Source organism: Halomonas sp. YLB-10 (assembly GCF_003856855.1).
In the GTDB taxonomy this organism is placed as follows: Bacteria; Pseudomonadota; Gammaproteobacteria; order Pseudomonadales; family Halomonadaceae; genus Halomonas; species Halomonas litopenaei.
The window spans coordinates 63,600-80,995 of sequence record NZ_RRCU01000007.1 but is presented as its reverse complement, the minus strand read 5'-3'; the positions used below and the strand labels follow the sequence as shown (position 1 = coordinate 80,995).

Sequence of the window (17,396 nt, the reverse complement as noted above, 5' to 3'; positions counted from 1 at the left end):
CCGCAAAGGAAGCCGTGACGACAGCAGGGATGATAGGCCGGGTCGCACGGAAAGGGCGTTCTGGTACAGCCATCGGCCGACAGAGAGGTTTACGTGGACGATTCACGAGTTGCGGATGAAGCAGAATTTACAACACCTGAAGCGCAGGAGCAGGACGAAGACAGAGGCCCAGTCAAGGATGAGTTGCTGGAAGTGCTGCTGTCGATTGCTCACTATCACGAGCATGATGTCAGTGCGGATTCCCTGACAGCCGGGCTGCCGTTGGAAGATGGTGCACTGACGCCAGGGATATTTCCCCGGGCGTCGGAACGTGCCGGGCTGACGGCGCGACTCGTCAAGAGTCGCCTCGTTCAGTTGAATCCTGCGCTATTCCCTGTCGTGCTGTTGCTGGAGCCGGGGCGCGCCTGCGCATTGCTCGATATCGATGTCAAGGCGCGTACCGCTCAGGTGATTTACCCCGAATTGGGGCAGGCGTCGGTAGAAATCTCGCTGGACGAGCTTCACGAACGTTACAGCGGGACGGCGATCTATACGCGGCCGCGGTTCCGTTTCGACGCCCGGTCGAAGGATGTCAACGAGAAACGTTCTGGGCATTGGTTCTGGAGCGTGATCAAGGAAAACAGACGCCTTTACCGTGACGTGATACTGGGCTCCGTCGCCATCAACATCTTCGCGCTGGCGATGCCCCTGTTCGTTCTCAATGTCTATGACCGCGTGGTGCCCAATCACGCCACCGAGACACTGTGGGTGTTGTCCATCGGTGCATTGATCGTACTGGCATTCGACTTGACGCTCAGGTTGATGCGTTCGAGCTTTGTCGATCTTGCGGCCAGTCGAGCTGACGTCAAGCTCTCGTCGCGTATCATGTCTCGCGTCATGGGGATGCGGATGGAGGCCAAGCCTGCCTCGACCGGTTCCTTTGTCTCGATGCTGCAATCCTTCGAGTCGGTTCGGAGCTTTATCGGCTCCGCCACCGTGATCGCCATGGTGGACCTGCCGTTCGTTCTGATGTTCATCGCCATCATTGGCCTGATAGGACCTGCACTGGTCATTCCTATCGTGGTTGGCGTGCTGTTTATCTTGCTCTACGCCCTCGGTGCCCAGGGAAAGCTGCACGACTTGTCGGAAACGACCTTGAAGGTAGGGGCGCAACGTAACGCCACTCTGGTGGAATCGGTCTCCCAGCTCGAGACGGTCAAGACGCTGCGGGGCGAGAGCCGAGTTCAGGGGCAATGGGAGCAGGCCAGTGCCTTCCTTTCGCGTACCGGCGCTCAGCTGAAGTTTCTCGGAACCTCGGTCACCAGTATCGCCCAGTGGACCCAGAATACCGTCGGTATCTGCGTCATCCTTATCGGCGTCTATCTGATCATCGACGGCAATCTCTCCCAGGGCGGGCTGATCGCTGCCTATATGCTGTCGTCTCGTGCGCTGGCACCGGTCAGTCAGGCCGCCGCACTGCTGGCTCAGTATCATCAATCGGCCACGGCCCTGGAGTCGTTGGATAGAGTGATGGAAATGCCGGTGGAACGTGAGGAAAAGAGCTACATCGATCGTCCCGCCGTCAAGGGGCTGGTGAAGTTCGACAAGGTTACCTTCCGCTACCCCCAGGCCGAGAATGACAGCCTTCGCGACGTCTCTCTGTCGATAGCACCAGGCCAGAAGGTGGCGCTGCTGGGGCGAGTTGGCTGTGGCAAGACCACGTTGCAGAAGTTGTTGCTCGGTCTGTACCAGCCGACGTCGGGAGCGGTGCTGATCGACGATGTGGACATTCGTCAGTTCGACCCTCTGCAGTTGAGGCGACATATCGGCTATGTGCCTCAGGACGTTCGCCTGTTTTACGGCTCACTGAAGGACAACATCATCGCCGGTGCCGGCAGCGAAGGGGTGGATGACGATCTGCTGCTCAAGGCCATCCGTATCAGTGGGCTCGATGGACTCGTCAGCACACACCCTCAGGGCGTCGAGCTGCAGGTAGGCGAAGGCGGACAGATGCTTTCGGGTGGTCAGAAGCAGGCGGTAGCGATCGCGCGAGCCATCGTGCACGACCCGGCGATCTTGTTGCTGGATGAGCCGACCAGCGCCATGGACCACGCCAGCGAGGAGGCCTTCAAGCGCAACCTCAAGGATTACGCTGGGGGCAAGACGATGGTGGTGGTGACGCACCGCACGTCACTGCTGTCGCTGGTGGATCGTATCGTGGTCATCGACTCTGGCAAGGTGGTCGCAGATGGTGAGCGTGACAGCGTCATGGATGCGCTGCGCAAAGGCCAGATCGGGAGGGCCAGCTGATGTCCAGCAAGAGTGCCGAACAGAAGGGATTCGAAGGCGTCGGTCGCGTATCACGCAAAGGTGGCAAAGTCTTTCGCCCCTTTATCGACCGGTTGTTTGCGCGTCGCGTCAGCGCATCCCATCTCAACAGAGATTGGGCGAGCGACGCAGACTGGGCGCGAATGCAGCAGGATCCTCTGCGCGCCAGGCTGATGCTGTACATGGTTGTCGTAGCGATCATCTGCGTGATCGTCTGGGCCTGCTTTGCGCCGATCGATGAGGTGACACGCGGTAGCGGCAGGGTCATACCCTCCAGCCAGCTTCAGCGGGTGCAAAGCTTCGATGGAGGCGTGGTTCAGGAGATTCGCGTCAGCGAAGGTGATTTTGTTTCCACCGGCGATCTGCTGATGCGCATCGACCCGACGCGTTTTCTCTCGAACTTCAACGAGAACCGGGCGAAGGCGGAAACCCTGCAAGCCAAGGCCGAGCGACTGAGGGCGCTGGCTACCGGGTCGGACTTCTCTCCGTCGGAGGCATTGATCGAGCAGGCGCCCAATATCGTCTCCCGTGAGCGCGAGCTATACCACAGTAGTCTGGAAACGCTGGATGAGCAGAAGCAGATACTGCAGGAGCGACTGGCACAGCGCCGGGCGGAGCTCAACGAGGCGACTGCGCGTCGCAACGCAGCCAGTCGCGAGCTGAATCTTGCCAGTCAGGAACTCAACATGACGCGCCCTCTGCTGTCCAGCGGGGCGGTCTCAGAGGTTGAAGTGCTGCGCTTGCAGCGTGAGGTCTCCAGGGCGAGTGGTGAGCGCAATCAAGCGACGGCTCAGGTGTCGCGGCTGGAGTCGGCGATTCAGGAGGCGCTGGGTGAGCTTCGTGAGGTCGATGCGAAGGCGCGCAATGAGTGGCGTCAGGAGCTGTCGGCGACCCTGGGTGAACTGTCGGCCCTGGACGAGTCCAGCGAGGGGCTTCAGGACAGGGTGCGTCTCTCCGAGATACGCTCGCCGGTCGATGGTGTCGTTCAGCGTCTGGCGATCAATACGATCGGCGGGGTGGCTCAGCCCGGTCAGGAGGTGGTGGATATCGTCCCGACAGACGACGCCCTGGTGGTCGAGGCCAAGATCGCGCCGCAGGACATCGCGTTTCTACGCCCGGGCCTGCCTGCGACCATCAAGTTGACGGCCTATGACTTCTCCATCTATGGCGGGTTGGATGCCCAGCTGGAGCACATCAGCGCCGACACTACTACCGATGAAGAGGGAAACACCTACTATCGGGTTCGAGTGCGAACCGAAGACAGCGCTGAAGCCGAAGCGGTGGATGTCATCCCGGGCATGACCGCTCAGGTGGATATCCTGACCGGCAAGCGAACGGTGATGCAGTTCCTGCTGAAGCCGGTACTGCGCGCCTGGGGTAACGCGATGGGAGAGCGGTGATGACTCGATACCTGGTCTACCAAGGAAGTAGCGAGGTACCGCGCTGGAATGATGCCTTCAGTGAACTGGAAGTGGTCGCTCCTCACAGTGTCATCGACCATGCCGTCAAGGGCGATCTCGCCTGGGTAGTGGTTGAAGGCGGCGACTGGACGGGACTGTGCACGCGTTTGGCCAGCAAGGGAGTGCTGGTGTCGGTGCTGTCCTTCAACCCGCATTCCGCAGAAGCGTATGAAGCCTTCACCGCTGGCGCCAGGGGCTATGTCCACGCGCTTTCTACCCCCGAAGTGCTGCGTCAGGTCGATGTCGTGGTGAGGCACCGGGGCATCTGGCTTTGGCCCGAGTTGATGGACAGCCTGGTGGGCGGTGTCTTCAAGGCCATGGGTGGGGCGCCTGCCGTGCACCACGACTTGCTGGAAGGTTTGACCGAGCGCGAGAAGGATGTTGCGCTGGCTGTGGCGGAGGGCCAAAGCAACAAGCTGGTGGCGCGAGAGCTCGGTATTACCGAGCGAACCGTCAAGGCCCACCTCGGGGCAGTCTTCCGCAAGTTGGGGGTCAAGGATCGGATGCAGTTGATCCTGCGCCTCTCCAGGGATCGTTGACGGCGAAAGAAGTGGTCATTACCGCGCGACAGTTTAAAGGGGGCTTTTTGCCCCCTTTTTCTGTGGTAGAACGGTTGATCTGATGTCGTCAAGTGCTGGCGTCTCGGCCTCTGCACCTTACTCCGGAAATAGAGCCCTGGAATAGTGCCGTTACTTTTCGGTCTGGGAAAGTCGTTGGTTGAAGTAAGAGATTATCTTTATATTTTGCAATAAACACTTCTTAACTGTGCATTTGTGGGTTGTTCCGATGGAGAACTCTCCCACTTGACCTATTAGACAGTATCGCCCGCACGGGGCCGCCCCTATTTTCTGTGGAAACCCAATAAGCAGAAAGCACGGGGCTAAACCCATGAATATCATTGCTACCGCAGGAAGTGTGTGGATTGTCGACCAGGCAGGCGAACAGCGGGTGGCCAGGCCCGGCGATGTGCTGCAGCCAGGCCAGCGACTTGTCGCCGGAGATGACGGGCGAGTGGTTGTTTCGTCAAGTTCAGGACAGCTACCGCTGGTGCTTGAATCAGGCGAGACAATGGAAATGCCGCTGGGCCAGGGCGACGCCCAATCGTTTCCCTCAGATGATTTGCTTCTTGCGCAGACTGTCCCGTCCGAGTTGATTCAGGCTTCGCTGCTGCAGGACGAGCAGTTGGAAGAGGTGTTCGAGGTGCTGGAATCGGGCCGGGACCTCTTCGATGTCTTCGACGAGCCTGACGCGGGTCCGGGTGCTGGCCCCGGCAACGACAATGGGCATTCTTTCGTCCGTCTTTTGCGTATTCTCGAGCAGGTTTCTCCACTCGCCTTCGAGTACGGCCTGGACTCGTCCGATGGACAGGAACCCCGACTATTCCTGGGAGATATCGTCGATGGCGACAACCCTGGCGAGGACGGTGGCGAAGAGGAAGAAGACAACGATGTCAGCCTAGGCGGCTTGGAAGGTGGTCCAGACGGCTCTGGTATAGACCCAGACGCTGGTGATCTTCCGGGGGGGCTGGAAGGTGCCGAGCTCGTGGTACGAGAGTCTGCGCTAGCCCAGGGTAGTCGTCCATCGGCGGACGCCTTGGCGCAGTCCAGCAGTTTCAACTTCGACACTCCCGATGGTCTCGGCGCGCTGACGTTGGGAGGGACGCTCTCCTTGACGCTGGCGGACCTTCAGGCCCTGGAGGGGACTCCCAGGTCCCTCGATACGCCCCATGGCATCCTCTGGCTTGATGGTTTTCAGGGTGACGCCACTGGCGGGACCGTGCTTTACCACTTTGAGCTGACCAGTACCGTCGACAATGACGAGACGCAGGGGGCCACCGATGGCGGCTTCCTGGAGCAGATCGAAGTGACGGTGACGGATGTCGATGGTGACGGCCGCACTGCCAGCCTGGATGTGCTGATTCTCGATGATGTTCCCGGCATCGAGCTGGGCGGTCCCGCCGAGGTGGGGGAAGGCAGTACCATCGAGGGGAGCTGGAGCGCCGTTGATGGTGCCGATGGTGTGGCCAGTCTCGTTGTGTCGGTCGCTGGCATCGATGAGTCCTTTGCGCTGGGACAGGAGATCGTGCTCGAGGAAGGACGGTTGATCGTGGAGGCTGATGGAAGTTGGTCATTCACCGCTGCCGTCGGACTCGATCAGGGAGCATCACCGTCGGTGGAGTTCAGTCTGGTACAGACCGACGGAGACGGTGATCAAGCCGATGCTCACCAGCGTATCGAGATCTTCGACGCAACAGTCCCGACCACACCCACGGATGGCGGTGATCCGGATGCGGCGCCTGCCGAGGTAGTGCTCGATGAGGACGGCCTGGATGGCGGTATCCCCGGCGGTGATGGCGATGTCGCGGGCGAGGCCACGGTCATCACCGGTGCGCTCGGCTACGACTTCGGCGATGACGGGCCGGCAGTCAGCGGCGCCTTTGCCTGGTCGCAGGTGGGTCTGCCGGCGTTGAGCTCCCGCGGTGAGGTGCTGAATTTCGCCGTGTCGGATGATGGCCTGAGCCTGGTGGCGGCCACGGCAGCGGGCGAAGAGGCGCTGCGCATCACCCTGACAGACCTCGCCAGCGGTGCCTTCGAGGTGAGCCTGCTGCGTCCGCTCGACCATCCGGAAAATTCCACCGAGGACGATCTGGCCATGTCGGTCGGCTATACCGTCGCCGATATTGACGGTAGCGAGGCATCCGGCCAGCTTGACATTCGCATCGACGATGATACCCCGGTGGCGTCGGTGACCACGGGGAACACCCTGATCGACGCCAACGCCAGCTCAGGCGTTATCCAGGTGGCCGAGGGCGCCACCGTCGAAGGCAACTGGTCTCTGAGCCCCGGCGCGGATGGATTCTCCGTCATCGACGTACTGATCAATGGGGCGCCCCTGAGCTTTTCCAGTCTGCCTGGCAGTGACGAGCAGACCACGTTGACCCTGGCACAGGGCGACCTGACCCTGAGGGGTGACGGTAGCTGGTCCTTTACGGCAGCCAGCGGACTCGACAACAGTACGCCGCAGAACATCGATGTCGTGCTTCGCGTGACCGATGGTGACGGTGACGTCGTCGAACTGGATATCAGTGGCGAGATCCTGGATGCATCGGGGCCCACCACCCCAACGGATGGCGGTGATCCGGATGCGGCGCCTGCCGAGGTAGTGCTCGATGAGGACGGTCTGGATGGCGGTATCCCCGGCGGTGATGGCGATGTCGCGGGCGAAGCCACGGTCATCACCGGTGTGCTCGGTTACGACTTCGGCGACGACGGCCCGGCAGGCAGCGGCGCCTTTGCCTGGTCGCAGGTGGGTCTGCCGGCGTTGAGCTCGCGCGGTGAGGTGCTGAATTTCGCCGTGTCGGATAATGGCCTGAGCCTGGTGGCGGCCACGGCAGCGGGCGAAGAGGCGCTGCGCATCACCCTGACAGACCTCGCCAGCGGTGCCTTCGAGGTGAGCCTGCTGCGTCCGCTCGACCATCCGCAAAATTCCACCGAGGACGATCTGGCCATGTCGGTCGGCTATACCGTCGCCGATATTGACGGTAGCGAGGCTTCCGGCCAGCTCGACATTCGCATCGATGATGATACCCCGGTGGCGTCGGTGACCACGGGGAACACCCTGATCGACGCCAACGCCAGCTCAGGCGTTATCCAGGTGGCCGAGGGCGCCACCGTCGAAGGCAACTGGTCTCTGAGCCCCGGCGCGGATGGACTCTCCGTCATCGACGTACTGATCAATGGGGCGCCCCTGAGCTTTTCCAGTCTGCCTGGCAGTGACGAGCAGACCACGTTGACCCTGGCGCAGGGCGACCTGACCCTGAGAGGTGACGGTAGCTGGTCCTTTACGGCAGCCAGCGGACTCGACAACAGTACGCCGCAGAACGTCGATGTCGTGCTTCGCGTGACCGATGGTGACGGTGACATCGTCGAACTGGATATCAGTGGCGAGATCCTGGACGCATCGGGGCCTACCACCCCAACGGATGGCGGTGATCCGGATGCGGCACCGGACGAGGTGGTGCTCGATGAGGATGGCCTGGATGGCGGTATCCCTGGCGGTGATGGCGATGTCGCGGGCGAGGCCACGGTCATCACCGGTGCGCTCGGCTACGACTTCGGCGACGACGGCCCGGCAGGCACCGGCGCCTTCGCCTGGTCGCAGGTGGGTCTGCCGGCGTTGAGCTCCCGCGGTGAGGTGCTGAATTTTGCCGTGTCGGATGATGGCCTGAGCCTGGTGGCGGCCACGGCAGCGGGCGAAGAGGCGCTGCGCATCACCCTGACAGACCTCGCCAGCGGTGCCTTCGAGGTGAGCCTGCTGCGTCCGCTCGACCATCCGGAAAATTCCACCGAGGACGATCTGGCCATGTCGGTCGGTTACACCGTCGCCGATGTTGACGGTAGCGAGGCATCCGGCCAGCTCGACATTCGCATCGATGATGATGCGCCGGAGGGCATCGTCTCGGAAGCTTTACTGCTTGAAAATGGCAGCACTGGAGAACTGGCAATTCCGGGCGGGTATGGTGCGGATGGGCAAGGGGCCCCGATCCGCTTCGACGGTGCGCTGGATGAGGCGCCGGTGGAAGACGTCAATGGCAACACCATCATGTTGGATGGCGGACCACTGTCCTGGAGGCTGGCCGACAATGGGGTCGAGCTGGAGGCGGTGACAGCCACCGGACAGGTAGGCTTCAGCGTGGTGCTGGATGAATCAAGCAATCAGGCCCGTCTCGTTGTCGGGGAAGGTGAGCTGTCTGTTTTCATTCGGCTTGATGGTGACATCGTGGCGACCGCCATTTCGCAGAGCGCGACCCAGGGTGTGCTGGATGTCTCCGAGGGCGGTCTTGATTCGCAGCTGGTGTTCTCCGCGGTGGCCGGCGTTGCGATTGCCGACGGATCACTCATCGTCGGGGCGGGACAGATTGATGAAGGAGACCAGCTGCGTGTCGATATGGTCGCGGGGGCCGAGGAAACCGGCGGTGTGGTGTCCTGGGACTCACATGTGCGCGTCGGCGAGTTTCGCCAGAGTATCTCGATGGCTGGCGCTGACAACGCGCGAGCCACCCTGCTGCTCAGTGCCCGGGCCTACTCGTCACAGCAGGGGGAAGATGAGCCTCTGCCGCTGTCGGCCGGGGACCTGCGCATTCTCGATCAACGGGGCGTGGATGTGACGTCGGAGGTTCAGATCGATGTCATCGATGGGGATCTCAAGGTTGAAGGCTTGCAGGATGGCTGGTCGTTTGTCATCAACAGCGCCGAGGGCATCCAGGCCATCATCATCGAAGGCGGGAACGGTGAACCCTTTGGGCTTGGCAGCGTGGACATCGTCCGTGGGGCTGCGCCAGGAGACGCATCGGTGCCGCTGCCCCTCGAGGCTGCCGATGGCGACGGTGACAAGGCGTCCGGTGAGCTTTCCTTGATCCTGTCAGGCCCGGGCGAGCTCGTGGTGAGCAACAATGCCAACAATACTATCACCACGGGTGGGGGCGACGATGTCGTCATCGCGGACAAGGGTGGGGCAACGATCATCATCGACCCAGCAGGCAACTATAACCTCTCCTTTATTCTCGACTCGTCGGTCAGCATGAATGCAGAAGTCGATACGCCCAGGCCGGATGGATCGGGCAACTATACCCGCCTCGAGCTGCTGAAGGCAGCAATGCTGCGACAGCTCGAGACCCTGGCAGACTTCGAAGGTACCTTGAATCTTCAACTGATCGATTTCGACGGCGTAGCACGAAATCCTGTCGTGTTCGAAGACTTCAGTAGTGCTGACCTGGCTGCGGCCAGGGCCTATATCCTCGGTATGGAAGCCAAGGGATCCACCAATTTCGATGCAGGCTTCGTTGCCAGTACGGACTTCTTCACCCGCATGTCGGATATCAACAGCTTCGAGTCAACGGCGGTCTTTGTCACCGACGGGCTACCGACAATCTGGCTGGACGAGGATGGCAAGCTGGTGATACCCGAACCGCTGGAGCCCGGTTCTCTTGTGGCGGTGGAGGAATCGGTGGCGTCCTTCGAAGCACTGCTCGAAGTGGCTGATTCGGTCCACGGGATCGGCATAGGGGAAGATAGTCTGGTTGATTACATCCGCCATTTTGACAATACCGACATCCTGGCGGGTGACGTCGAGACTGCGTTGGAAGACGGCAATACCTATACCGGCTCCGCCGGTGAGATCAACGTGGTCAACACCGAGGAAGATCTAAATCTTGCTCTTGATACGGGGTCAAGTACCTCGGATCTAGAACCCTTGGGGAGTGACCAGGTGTTTGCCGGGGCGGGGGATGATCTTGTATTCGGTGACACGGTCAACTCCGATGATCTCGAATGGGTTAACGGCGATTCCGGGGAGGAGTTTTCATCGGGTGAGCACAATGGTCTAGGTTATGAAGGCCTCTATGAGTTTCTGAAGTGGTCTCCCGATTTTGGCAATGGCACCGCGCCAACGACTGATGAGGTCAAGGCGTATGTTCTGGCCAACGTAGATTCACTGATGAACCTTGAGCGCCAGGACGGTGGTATCGATGAGCTATATGGTGAAGAGGGCGATGATGTCCTGATAGGCGGGGCAGGGCAGGATGTTCTGGTGGGCGGTAAAGGAGACGATGTTCTGTGGGGAGGCCTGGATAGTGATCAATTTGTATGGGATGCCGCAGACGCCGAGGTCCCTTCTGTTGATCGTATCGAGGACTTCACTCTCGGAACCACCGATCAAGCTGACAAGCTCGATCTGAGCGGTCTGTTGATCGATGGCGCTGCGTCGGACCTGTCCAGCTATCTGGTGGCTGTCGACGAAGGCGAGGATATTCTCCTGAAAATCAAGACCGATGGCGGGATTGACGCGTCCGGGAACAACGCTGATCTGACCATCGAACTGGGCGGCCTCGGTGTGGCCGGAAGTGGTGAACAGGTGCTGCAGCAGATGCTTGATGATGGACAATTGATCGTCGAGTGACGATGCGTTTTGCAAAAGGGCCTGGCGATGCCAGGCCCTTTTTGTATGCGTCAGTTCACATTCGAGTATCAACAGCAGGACTTTCCTTCAGAAGCAGCCAGAGATGGCTGTGGTGGTCCGAGCGAAGCCGGGAAAGGAGGCATGATCCAGCTGCTGACGCTTTGTCATGTTTTGCTTTGCAGCTTCGCTATTTCTTCCTTCGTTTGTGCGAGGATTGTTCTTTAGTACGGTGCGTGTGCTCCCTTGCCTGTCATTTTTAGTGTTGTATGGATGAAATCGCATTAGGGACAGGTAAAGTGTCATGGAAGATGCCGTAATCGTCGCCGCTTCAGGAGGCGTCTGGATAAAAGACGCCGAAGGAAATCTGAAGGTGGCCTTGGCGGGAGATCGCCTTGAAGAGGGGAGTGTTCTGGTAACAGTGCCGACGCGAGTGGCTCGAGTAGATAGGGGAAAGGGCCTGCTCGACGAGCACAGCCTGCCCAAAGGTATCGCCGGCGGTCCCGGCGACGCCCCGGGAACCGAGGTGGTGAACACCGGCTGCAACGACAGCGCGAGCGCCAACCTCGGGTTCGACGCTGGGGCTGATGGTGCTGCCGTGCAGGGTGCTTTCCGCTGGGATCTCGACGGGCTGCCTGAGTTGACCAGCCGAGACTCTCCAGTCGAGTTTGTGGTGAGTTCAGACGGCTACACCGTGATGGGCAATGATGCTGATGGCGAGCGGGTCCTGACCATTAGTCTGGTGGATGCCGAGGCCGGTGATGTGGTGGTCTACCTGAGCAAGGATGTCGACCACCCGAAGGGCGGCCAGGAAAGCGATCTGTCGCTCGAGTTGGGCTACGCCACTACCGACAAGGATGGCTCGACAGTGAGCGGGACGCTTGAGGTGGTGATCAATGACGATACGCCAACCATCACCGGCATCGATCCGGAGGGCTTCGGGGCCGCGATGGCAGGGTCAAGCCGAGCAGCCGCGCTACCGCTGTTGGCGGAAGAGGATGAGCTGGCCTGGAGTCTGGGAGAGCCTGCGTCCAGCGCTGACAGCTCCTACGCCACTGCGGTCGATGTCTTGGGCAATATGCTGGATCTAAGAGAGTTGCTCGAAGACATTGGTGATCTGGAAGGTGGTGAAAAGGTCCTGGCCATCGCAGATGGCGAAGACACCGTGGTCCACGTGAAGCTCGATGGAGGGCTCTTGCAGGACGGCAGCAATGCGGATGTTCAGGTGACGCTAACGGGGGTGTCCATGGACGGAAGCAGTGACGACTTTCTGGTCAGGCTGCTGGAGAGTTCACAGCCGGATATCGGTTGAGCGAGTGGCAGCACGCCCGGCTGTAGCCGGGCGTGCTGTCAGGATGACGGCAGTGCTTTCTGGCGAGACAGAGTTGTCAGGCCGGCTGCTGTCGGTCAACGGCAGGTTGCGGTGACGCCAGCCGTTGCACCATTGCCGTCACCATACGGCTGGAGTGATCAGCCGCCTGCTCGAGGAATTCCTCGAAGGACAGGTGGTTGTCACCTTGCCCGGCGATATCGGACAAGGCGCGAATCACCACGAAGGGGCAACCGTAGAGGTGGCAGGTCTGGGCAATCGCGGCCGCCTCCATTTCTGCCGCCAGCATGGTGGGAAAGCGGTTGCGGGTGCGCGAGACAAGATCGGGGCACGCCATGAAGACGTCGCCGGTCGCGATCAGGCCCTCGACCACCTTGACCTCAGCCATGCCTTCGACGCAGTCCCGTGCCACCCGAACCAGGCGTTCATCCGGGAGATAGGCCGCCGGCATATTGGGCACCTGGCCATGTTCGTAGCCGAATACCACCGCGTCGACATCGTGGTGGCGCACCTCGCTGGACACCACCACGTCGCCGATCGACAGTCCTTCGCCGAACCCGCCTGCGGAACCCGTGTTGATGATCGCCTCGGGCTGGTAGTTGTCCAGCAGCAGCGTCGCCCCGATGGCGGCGTTGACCTTGCCGATCCCGGATTGCAGCAGTACGACCTCGGCCCCATGCAGGCGGCCGATGTAGAAGGTGGAGCCGACGTGGGTGCGGGTCCTGACGTCTTCCAGCTGGGCCGCCAGTTGGGCGACTTCCTGCGCCATGGCTCCGATGATGCCAATGCGTTTCATGCGATTCCTCTTGAGGTGGAGCCTCGGCTCAGGCGAAGACCTGGTGCCACTCGTCACGCTTGGCCAGCAGGCCTTTTGCCAGCTCCTGGGCGCCTTCCAGGCTGTGGGATGCGGCCCAGCCACACTGCATTTCGTTGCAGGCAGGAACTTCGGTCGCCGACAGCACGTCGTTGAGCGTACCCTCGATCAGTGCCAGCACGTCGTCGTAGTCGTCGTGGTTGATCATGGCGATATAAAAGCCGGTCTGGCAGCCCATGGGGCTGATATCGACAACCTTGTCCGAGTGGTTGCGCGACAGCTCGGCCAACAGGTGCTCCAGGGAGTGCAGGGCAGGCATCTCCATGTGCTCCTTGTTGGGCTGGCAAATCCGCAAGTCATACTTGTGGATGCGATCGCCGTTGGCGCCGGTCTTGATATCTGCCAGACGCACATAGGGGGCGCGAACCTTGGTGTGGTCGAGGTTGAAGCTCTCGACATTCATCTTCTTGTCGCTCATGGAGTGTCTCCGTGATCCTGTGTTGGATGGGCGCGATGCTACGTCAATTGAGTCCATCACGCATGGATGTCGCAAGTGCAGGTTCAGCCGTCGGGAGTTTCGCGATGCTGGCCGTCATGAATGTCTGCGGCCATCAAGGTGTTTTCCAGCAGGCTGGCTACCGTCATCGGGCCAACGCCACCCGGGACCGGTGTGATGTGACCTGCACGTCGGGCGGCCTCGTCGAAGTCGACGTCGCCCACCAGGCGCCCATCTTCCTGTCGATTGATGCCCACATCGATGACGATCGCGCCGTCACGTACCCATTCGCCTTTCACCAGTCCTGGTTTTCCGACCGCAACCACCAGCAGTTCCGCCTTGCGTACCTGAGCCTCGAGGTCACGGGTAAAGCGGTGACAGACGGTGGTCGTGCAGCCCGCCAGCATCAATTCCAGTGCCATCGGCCGTCCCACGATATTGGAGGCACCGACCACCGTGGCGTCGAGGCCTCGCACCGCCAGACCCGAGTGATGCAGCAGCGTCATCACGCCCTTGGGGGTGCAGGGGCGCAGCAGCGGCAGACGTTGGGCCAGCCGTCCCAGGTTGTAGGGATGGAAGCCGTCCACGTCCTTGCTTGGCAGGATGCGCTCGAGGATAGGGCGAGCGTCCAGGTGGTCGGGCAGCGGAAGTTGAACCAGAATGCCATCGATGGATGCGTCGGCGTTGAGCTGGTCGACCAGGGCTTCGAGCTCTGCCTGTGATGTGGAAGCGGGCAGGGCGTGTTGAACAGATGAAATACCCGCCTGCTCGCAGGCGCGATGCTTGTTGCGTACATAGACGTGGGAGGCGGGGTCTTCACCGACCAGCACCACAGCAAGCCCCGGGATGCGTTCTCCGGCATCGATCCGCGCCTGTACCTGACGGGCGACCTGCTGGCGTACTGTGGCGGCAATGGACTTGCCATCGATGAGCTGGGCGGTCATGGGGTTCCCTCGGTCAGAAGTGGGTGTGCTGGATGAAATTGGCGGCCACGGATTTTCGCACGCTCCGCCATCCAGGCAAAGCTTGAGCCCGAATGACAACAGGAATGTCTCGGTAGCCTGTTGACTTGGCGGGAAAGTTCCGTAGAATACGCAGCGCTTGCAGAGACTGCTTCGGCGGTTTGCATGGCCGAGCGGCTGGCCGGCGGGGTGTAGCGCAGTCTGGTAGCGCGCCTGCTTTGGGAGCAGGATGTCGGGGGTTCGAATCCCTCCACCCCGACCACAACAGCTTGTTGGAGAAGAAGTTTTTCTCGAAAAGCGGGTTGTGGTGAAGAGTTCGGTTCTGTAGAATGCGCCTATAGCTCAACCGGATAGAGCAACGGCCTTCTAAGCCGTAGGTTGCAGGTTCGAGTCCTGCTGGGCGCGCCAGTGAAGTTTGCTGGTAGCTGCTTTTGACAGGCTCGGGCAAAGGTTGTAGCGGTATTGTCCTGATATGGTGGATGTAGCTCAGTGGTAGAGCCCCGGATTGTGGCTCCGGTGGTCGTGGGTTCGATCCCCATCATCCACCCCATTCAGGCGATGCAAGTGTGGTCAAGCCCGAACGTGGGTTCGGTAGCTGACAGGTTGTGGTGGATGTAGCTCAGTGGTAGAGCCCCGGATTGTGGCTCCGGTGGTCGTGGGTTCGATCCCCATCATCCACCCCATCAACCTGATTCCTTCCCCGAGTTTCTTTCTTGAACAAGTCGTTGTCGAATCTGAAGCTGGCAGGCAAAGTTGCTTGTCCGGCGTTTTGTCGTGCCTGTGTTTCGCCCTCGGCGGCGGTCGTGTCGTCATTCGGTGGCCACGAATTTTCCGATAGCCCCTTGTAAAAGACATGCCAGGCCCCATGTTGTGGGCGTTGGCGCTTGCCAGTGCCCGGCGGGATTCTTAGAATCTCCCCTTTGACGTTTTCAATTTTTCAGTACGCCCCCAGTCGGTAGAGGATTATTCATGCAAGTTTCCGTCGATACGACCTCCCAGATCGAACGCCGCATCAACGTCCAGGTGCCGGCCGCCGAGATCGACGAGGCCGTCGCCGCCCGTCTCAAGGATGCCGCCAAGAACGTTCGTCTCGACGGTTTCCGCAAGGGCAAGGTGCCGATGTCGGTCATCCGCCAGCGCTATGGTGCTGATGTGCGCAACGAGGTGGTGGGCGAGGTCATGCGTGAGCGCTATGTTCGCGCCATTACCGATGAGAAGCTCAATCCGGCCGGCTACCCGCAGATCGAAGCCACCGTCAACGAGACCGGCAAGGACCTGGAGTTCACGGCCACCCTCGAGGTCTATCCTGAGTTCGAGCTGGCGACCATTGAAGGCGCCGAGGTCGAGCGTCCGGTGGTTGAAGTGACCGATGCCGACGTCGACGAGATGATCGAGACGCTGCGCAAGCAGAACGCTGCCTGGGAAGAGGTTGAGCGTGCTGCAGAGCAGGGCGATCAGGTCAATATCGACTTCCAGGGCTTCCTGGGTGACGAGCCGTTTGAAGGCGGCAGCGCCGAGAGCCACGATCTGGTGCTGGGTTCCGGCAGCTTCATCCCCGGCTTCGAGGATCAGCTCGAAGGTGCCAAGGCGGGTGAGGACAAGGTCATCAGCGTGACCTTCCCCGAGGACTACCAGGCAGAGCAGCTGGCCGGCCAGGAAGCGACCTTCAAGGTCAAGGTCAACGCGGTCAAGGGCCAGGCGCTGCCGGAAGTCGATGCGGAATTCATCGAGAAATTCGGTGTCGAAGGTGGTGACGTCGAGGCGTTCCGCGCCGAGGTCAAGAAGAACATGAGCCGTGAGGCTGACCAGGCGGTCGAGAATCGCGTCAAGCAGCAGGTGCTCGAGGCCCTCAAGCAGGCCAACGAGATCCCCGTTCCCGAGTCGCTGGTCCAGCAGGAGGTCGATGGCCTCAAGCGTCAGGCGGCGCAGCAGTTTGGTCTGGGCGAGGACTTCGACGTCAGCCAGTTGCCCAACGAGCTGTTTACCGAACAGGCCAAGAGCCGCGTGCAGGTCGGTCTGCTGCTGGCTGAGGTGATCAAGGTCAACGAGCTGGATGCTTCCGACGACGAGATCAAGGCAAAGGTCGAGGAGCTTGCACAGCAGTATCAGGAGCCCGAGCAGGTCGTCGAGTACTATATGGGCAACGAGCAGATGAAGACCCAGGTCAAGTCTGCACTGCTGGAAGAAAAGGCCGTCGACGCTTTGCTCGATCAGGCCAATGTGAAGGACGTGGAAATGTCCTACCAGCAGGCCCTGGCTGCCGCGCAGCAGCAGCCGGGCGACGAGGCGGAGGAAGGCGAGGACGCTTGAGGCGCCTCTCCTGGCCGGCCCCGTCGGGCCGGCTTCGTCGTTTTGTCACGCAAGGAAACAAGGACATCTCCTCATGAACACCGAGTTCGATATCAACGCTGCCGGCGGCCTTGTGCCCATGGTGGTCGAGCAGAGCGCCCGCGGCGAGCGTGCCTACGACATCTACTCCCGGCTGTTGAAGGAGCGGGTGATCTTCCTGGTGGGGCCGGTCGAAGACTATATGGCCAACCTGCTGGTCGCCCAGCTGTTGTTCCTGGAGTCCGAGAACCCGGACAAGGACATCCACCTTTACATCAATTCGCCCGGCGGTTCGGTGACGGCGGGGATGTCCATCTACGACACCATGCAGTTCATCAAGCCTGACGTCTCGACCGTCTGTATCGGTCAGGCGGCGAGCATGGGAGCCCTGCTGCTGGCCGGTGGTGCCGCTGGCAAGCGCTATTGCCTGCCCAACTCGCGGATGATGATCCACCAGCCGCTGGGTGGCTATCAGGGGCAGGCCTCGGACATCGAGATTCACACCCGTGAAATTTTGGGCATCCGCGAGCGACTGAACCAGATCCTGGCGCACCACACCGGCCAGGATATCGAGACCATCGCCAAGGATACCGATCGCGACAACTTCATGAACGGCGCCCAGGCCGCGGAGTATGGCCTGATCGACGCAGTGCTGGATAAGCGCCCGGCATCCTGATAGCGTGATAGCTCGCGCGATGACTACGTGATTACCGGTGGCCCCTGGGGCCACCGCTGCCAGAGAGGT

At 60.8% G+C, this 17,396-nt stretch carries 10 protein-coding genes and 4 tRNA genes; 11 read left to right on the top strand and 3 right to left on the bottom strand.

The features are described 5' to 3' along the window. The first annotated feature begins 183 nt into the window (after nt 1-183). From EBB56_RS15970 to EBB56_RS15950, 5 genes are all read left to right on the top strand, one after another. Nucleotides 184-2,289: a type I secretion system permease/ATPase gene (locus EBB56_RS15970; RefSeq protein WP_108133366.1), complete on the top strand. Its 2,106-nt coding sequence runs from the start codon at nt 184-186 to the stop codon at nt 2,287-2,289. Continuing rightward, the gene (locus EBB56_RS15965; protein ID WP_045993760.1) at nt 2,289-3,707 is read left to right on the top strand and encodes an HlyD family type I secretion periplasmic adaptor subunit; all 1,419 of its coding nucleotides are present in this window, start codon (nt 2,289-2,291) and stop codon (nt 3,705-3,707) included. The genes EBB56_RS15970 and EBB56_RS15965 overlap by 1 nt, the downstream gene beginning before the upstream one ends. Then, nucleotides 3,707-4,306 (top strand): response regulator transcription factor, encoded by a 600-nt coding sequence (locus tag EBB56_RS15960; protein WP_045993759.1) that lies wholly within the window; start codon nt 3,707-3,709, stop codon nt 4,304-4,306. The genes EBB56_RS15965 and EBB56_RS15960 overlap by 1 nt, the downstream gene beginning before the upstream one ends. Before the next feature lie 349 nt (nt 4,307-4,655). After that, nucleotides 4,656-10,724 (top strand): retention module-containing protein, encoded by a 6,069-nt coding sequence (locus tag EBB56_RS15955; protein ID WP_124804795.1) that lies wholly within the window; start codon nt 4,656-4,658, stop codon nt 10,722-10,724. Between the two features lie 301 nt (nt 10,725-11,025). Further along, complete coding sequence (locus EBB56_RS15950; RefSeq protein WP_124804794.1) at nt 11,026-12,033, top strand: DUF5801 repeats-in-toxin domain-containing protein; 1,008 nt, start codon at nt 11,026-11,028, stop codon at nt 12,031-12,033. 76 nt (nt 12,034-12,109) lie between these two features. Here the strand turns inward: EBB56_RS15950 and mtnN are convergent, their stop codons facing one another. The 3 genes from mtnN to folD all read right to left on the bottom strand — a co-directional run bounded on the left by mtnN (nt 12,110) and on the right by folD (nt 14,305). Beyond that, on the bottom strand, nt 12,110-12,847 hold the full coding sequence (mtnN, locus tag EBB56_RS15945; RefSeq protein WP_124804793.1) for a 5'-methylthioadenosine/S-adenosylhomocysteine nucleosidase: 738 nt from the start codon (nt 12,845-12,847) through the stop codon (nt 12,110-12,112). A gap of 28 nt (nt 12,848-12,875) precedes the next feature. Continuing rightward, the gene (locus tag EBB56_RS15940) at nt 12,876-13,343 is read right to left on the bottom strand and encodes an S-ribosylhomocysteine lyase (protein ID WP_045993755.1); all 468 of its coding nucleotides are present in this window, start codon (nt 13,341-13,343) and stop codon (nt 12,876-12,878) included. A gap of 83 nt (nt 13,344-13,426) precedes the next feature. Next, on the bottom strand, nt 13,427-14,305 hold the full coding sequence (gene folD, locus EBB56_RS15935; protein ID WP_045993754.1) for a bifunctional methylenetetrahydrofolate dehydrogenase/methenyltetrahydrofolate cyclohydrolase FolD: 879 nt from the start codon (nt 14,303-14,305) through the stop codon (nt 13,427-13,429). A gap of 203 nt (nt 14,306-14,508) precedes the next feature. Here folD and EBB56_RS15930 point away from each other — a divergent pair. The 6 genes from EBB56_RS15930 (at nt 14,509) to clpP (ending at nt 17,327) form a co-directional block, all read left to right on the top strand. Next, nucleotides 14,509-14,585 (top strand) — tRNA-Pro (locus tag EBB56_RS15930). Between the two features lie 69 nt (nt 14,586-14,654). Continuing rightward, nucleotides 14,655-14,731 (top strand) — tRNA-Arg (locus tag EBB56_RS15925). Nucleotides 14,732-14,798: 67 nt separating this feature from the next. Further along, nucleotides 14,799-14,873: transfer RNA gene (locus EBB56_RS15920), tRNA-His, on the top strand. A 58-nt stretch (nt 14,874-14,931) separates the two neighbouring features. Further along, nucleotides 14,932-15,006: transfer RNA gene (locus EBB56_RS15915), tRNA-His, on the top strand. 286 nt (nt 15,007-15,292) lie between these two features. Beyond that, a complete protein-coding gene (tig, locus tag EBB56_RS15910; RefSeq protein WP_045993753.1) occupies nt 15,293-16,633 on the top strand; it encodes a trigger factor in 1,341 nt (446 codons plus the stop codon). A gap of 73 nt (nt 16,634-16,706) precedes the next feature. Continuing rightward, nucleotides 16,707-17,327 (top strand): ATP-dependent Clp endopeptidase proteolytic subunit ClpP, encoded by a 621-nt coding sequence (clpP, locus tag EBB56_RS15905; RefSeq protein ID WP_045993752.1) that lies wholly within the window; start codon nt 16,707-16,709, stop codon nt 17,325-17,327. The last annotated feature ends 69 nt before the right edge of the window (nt 17,328-17,396 follow it).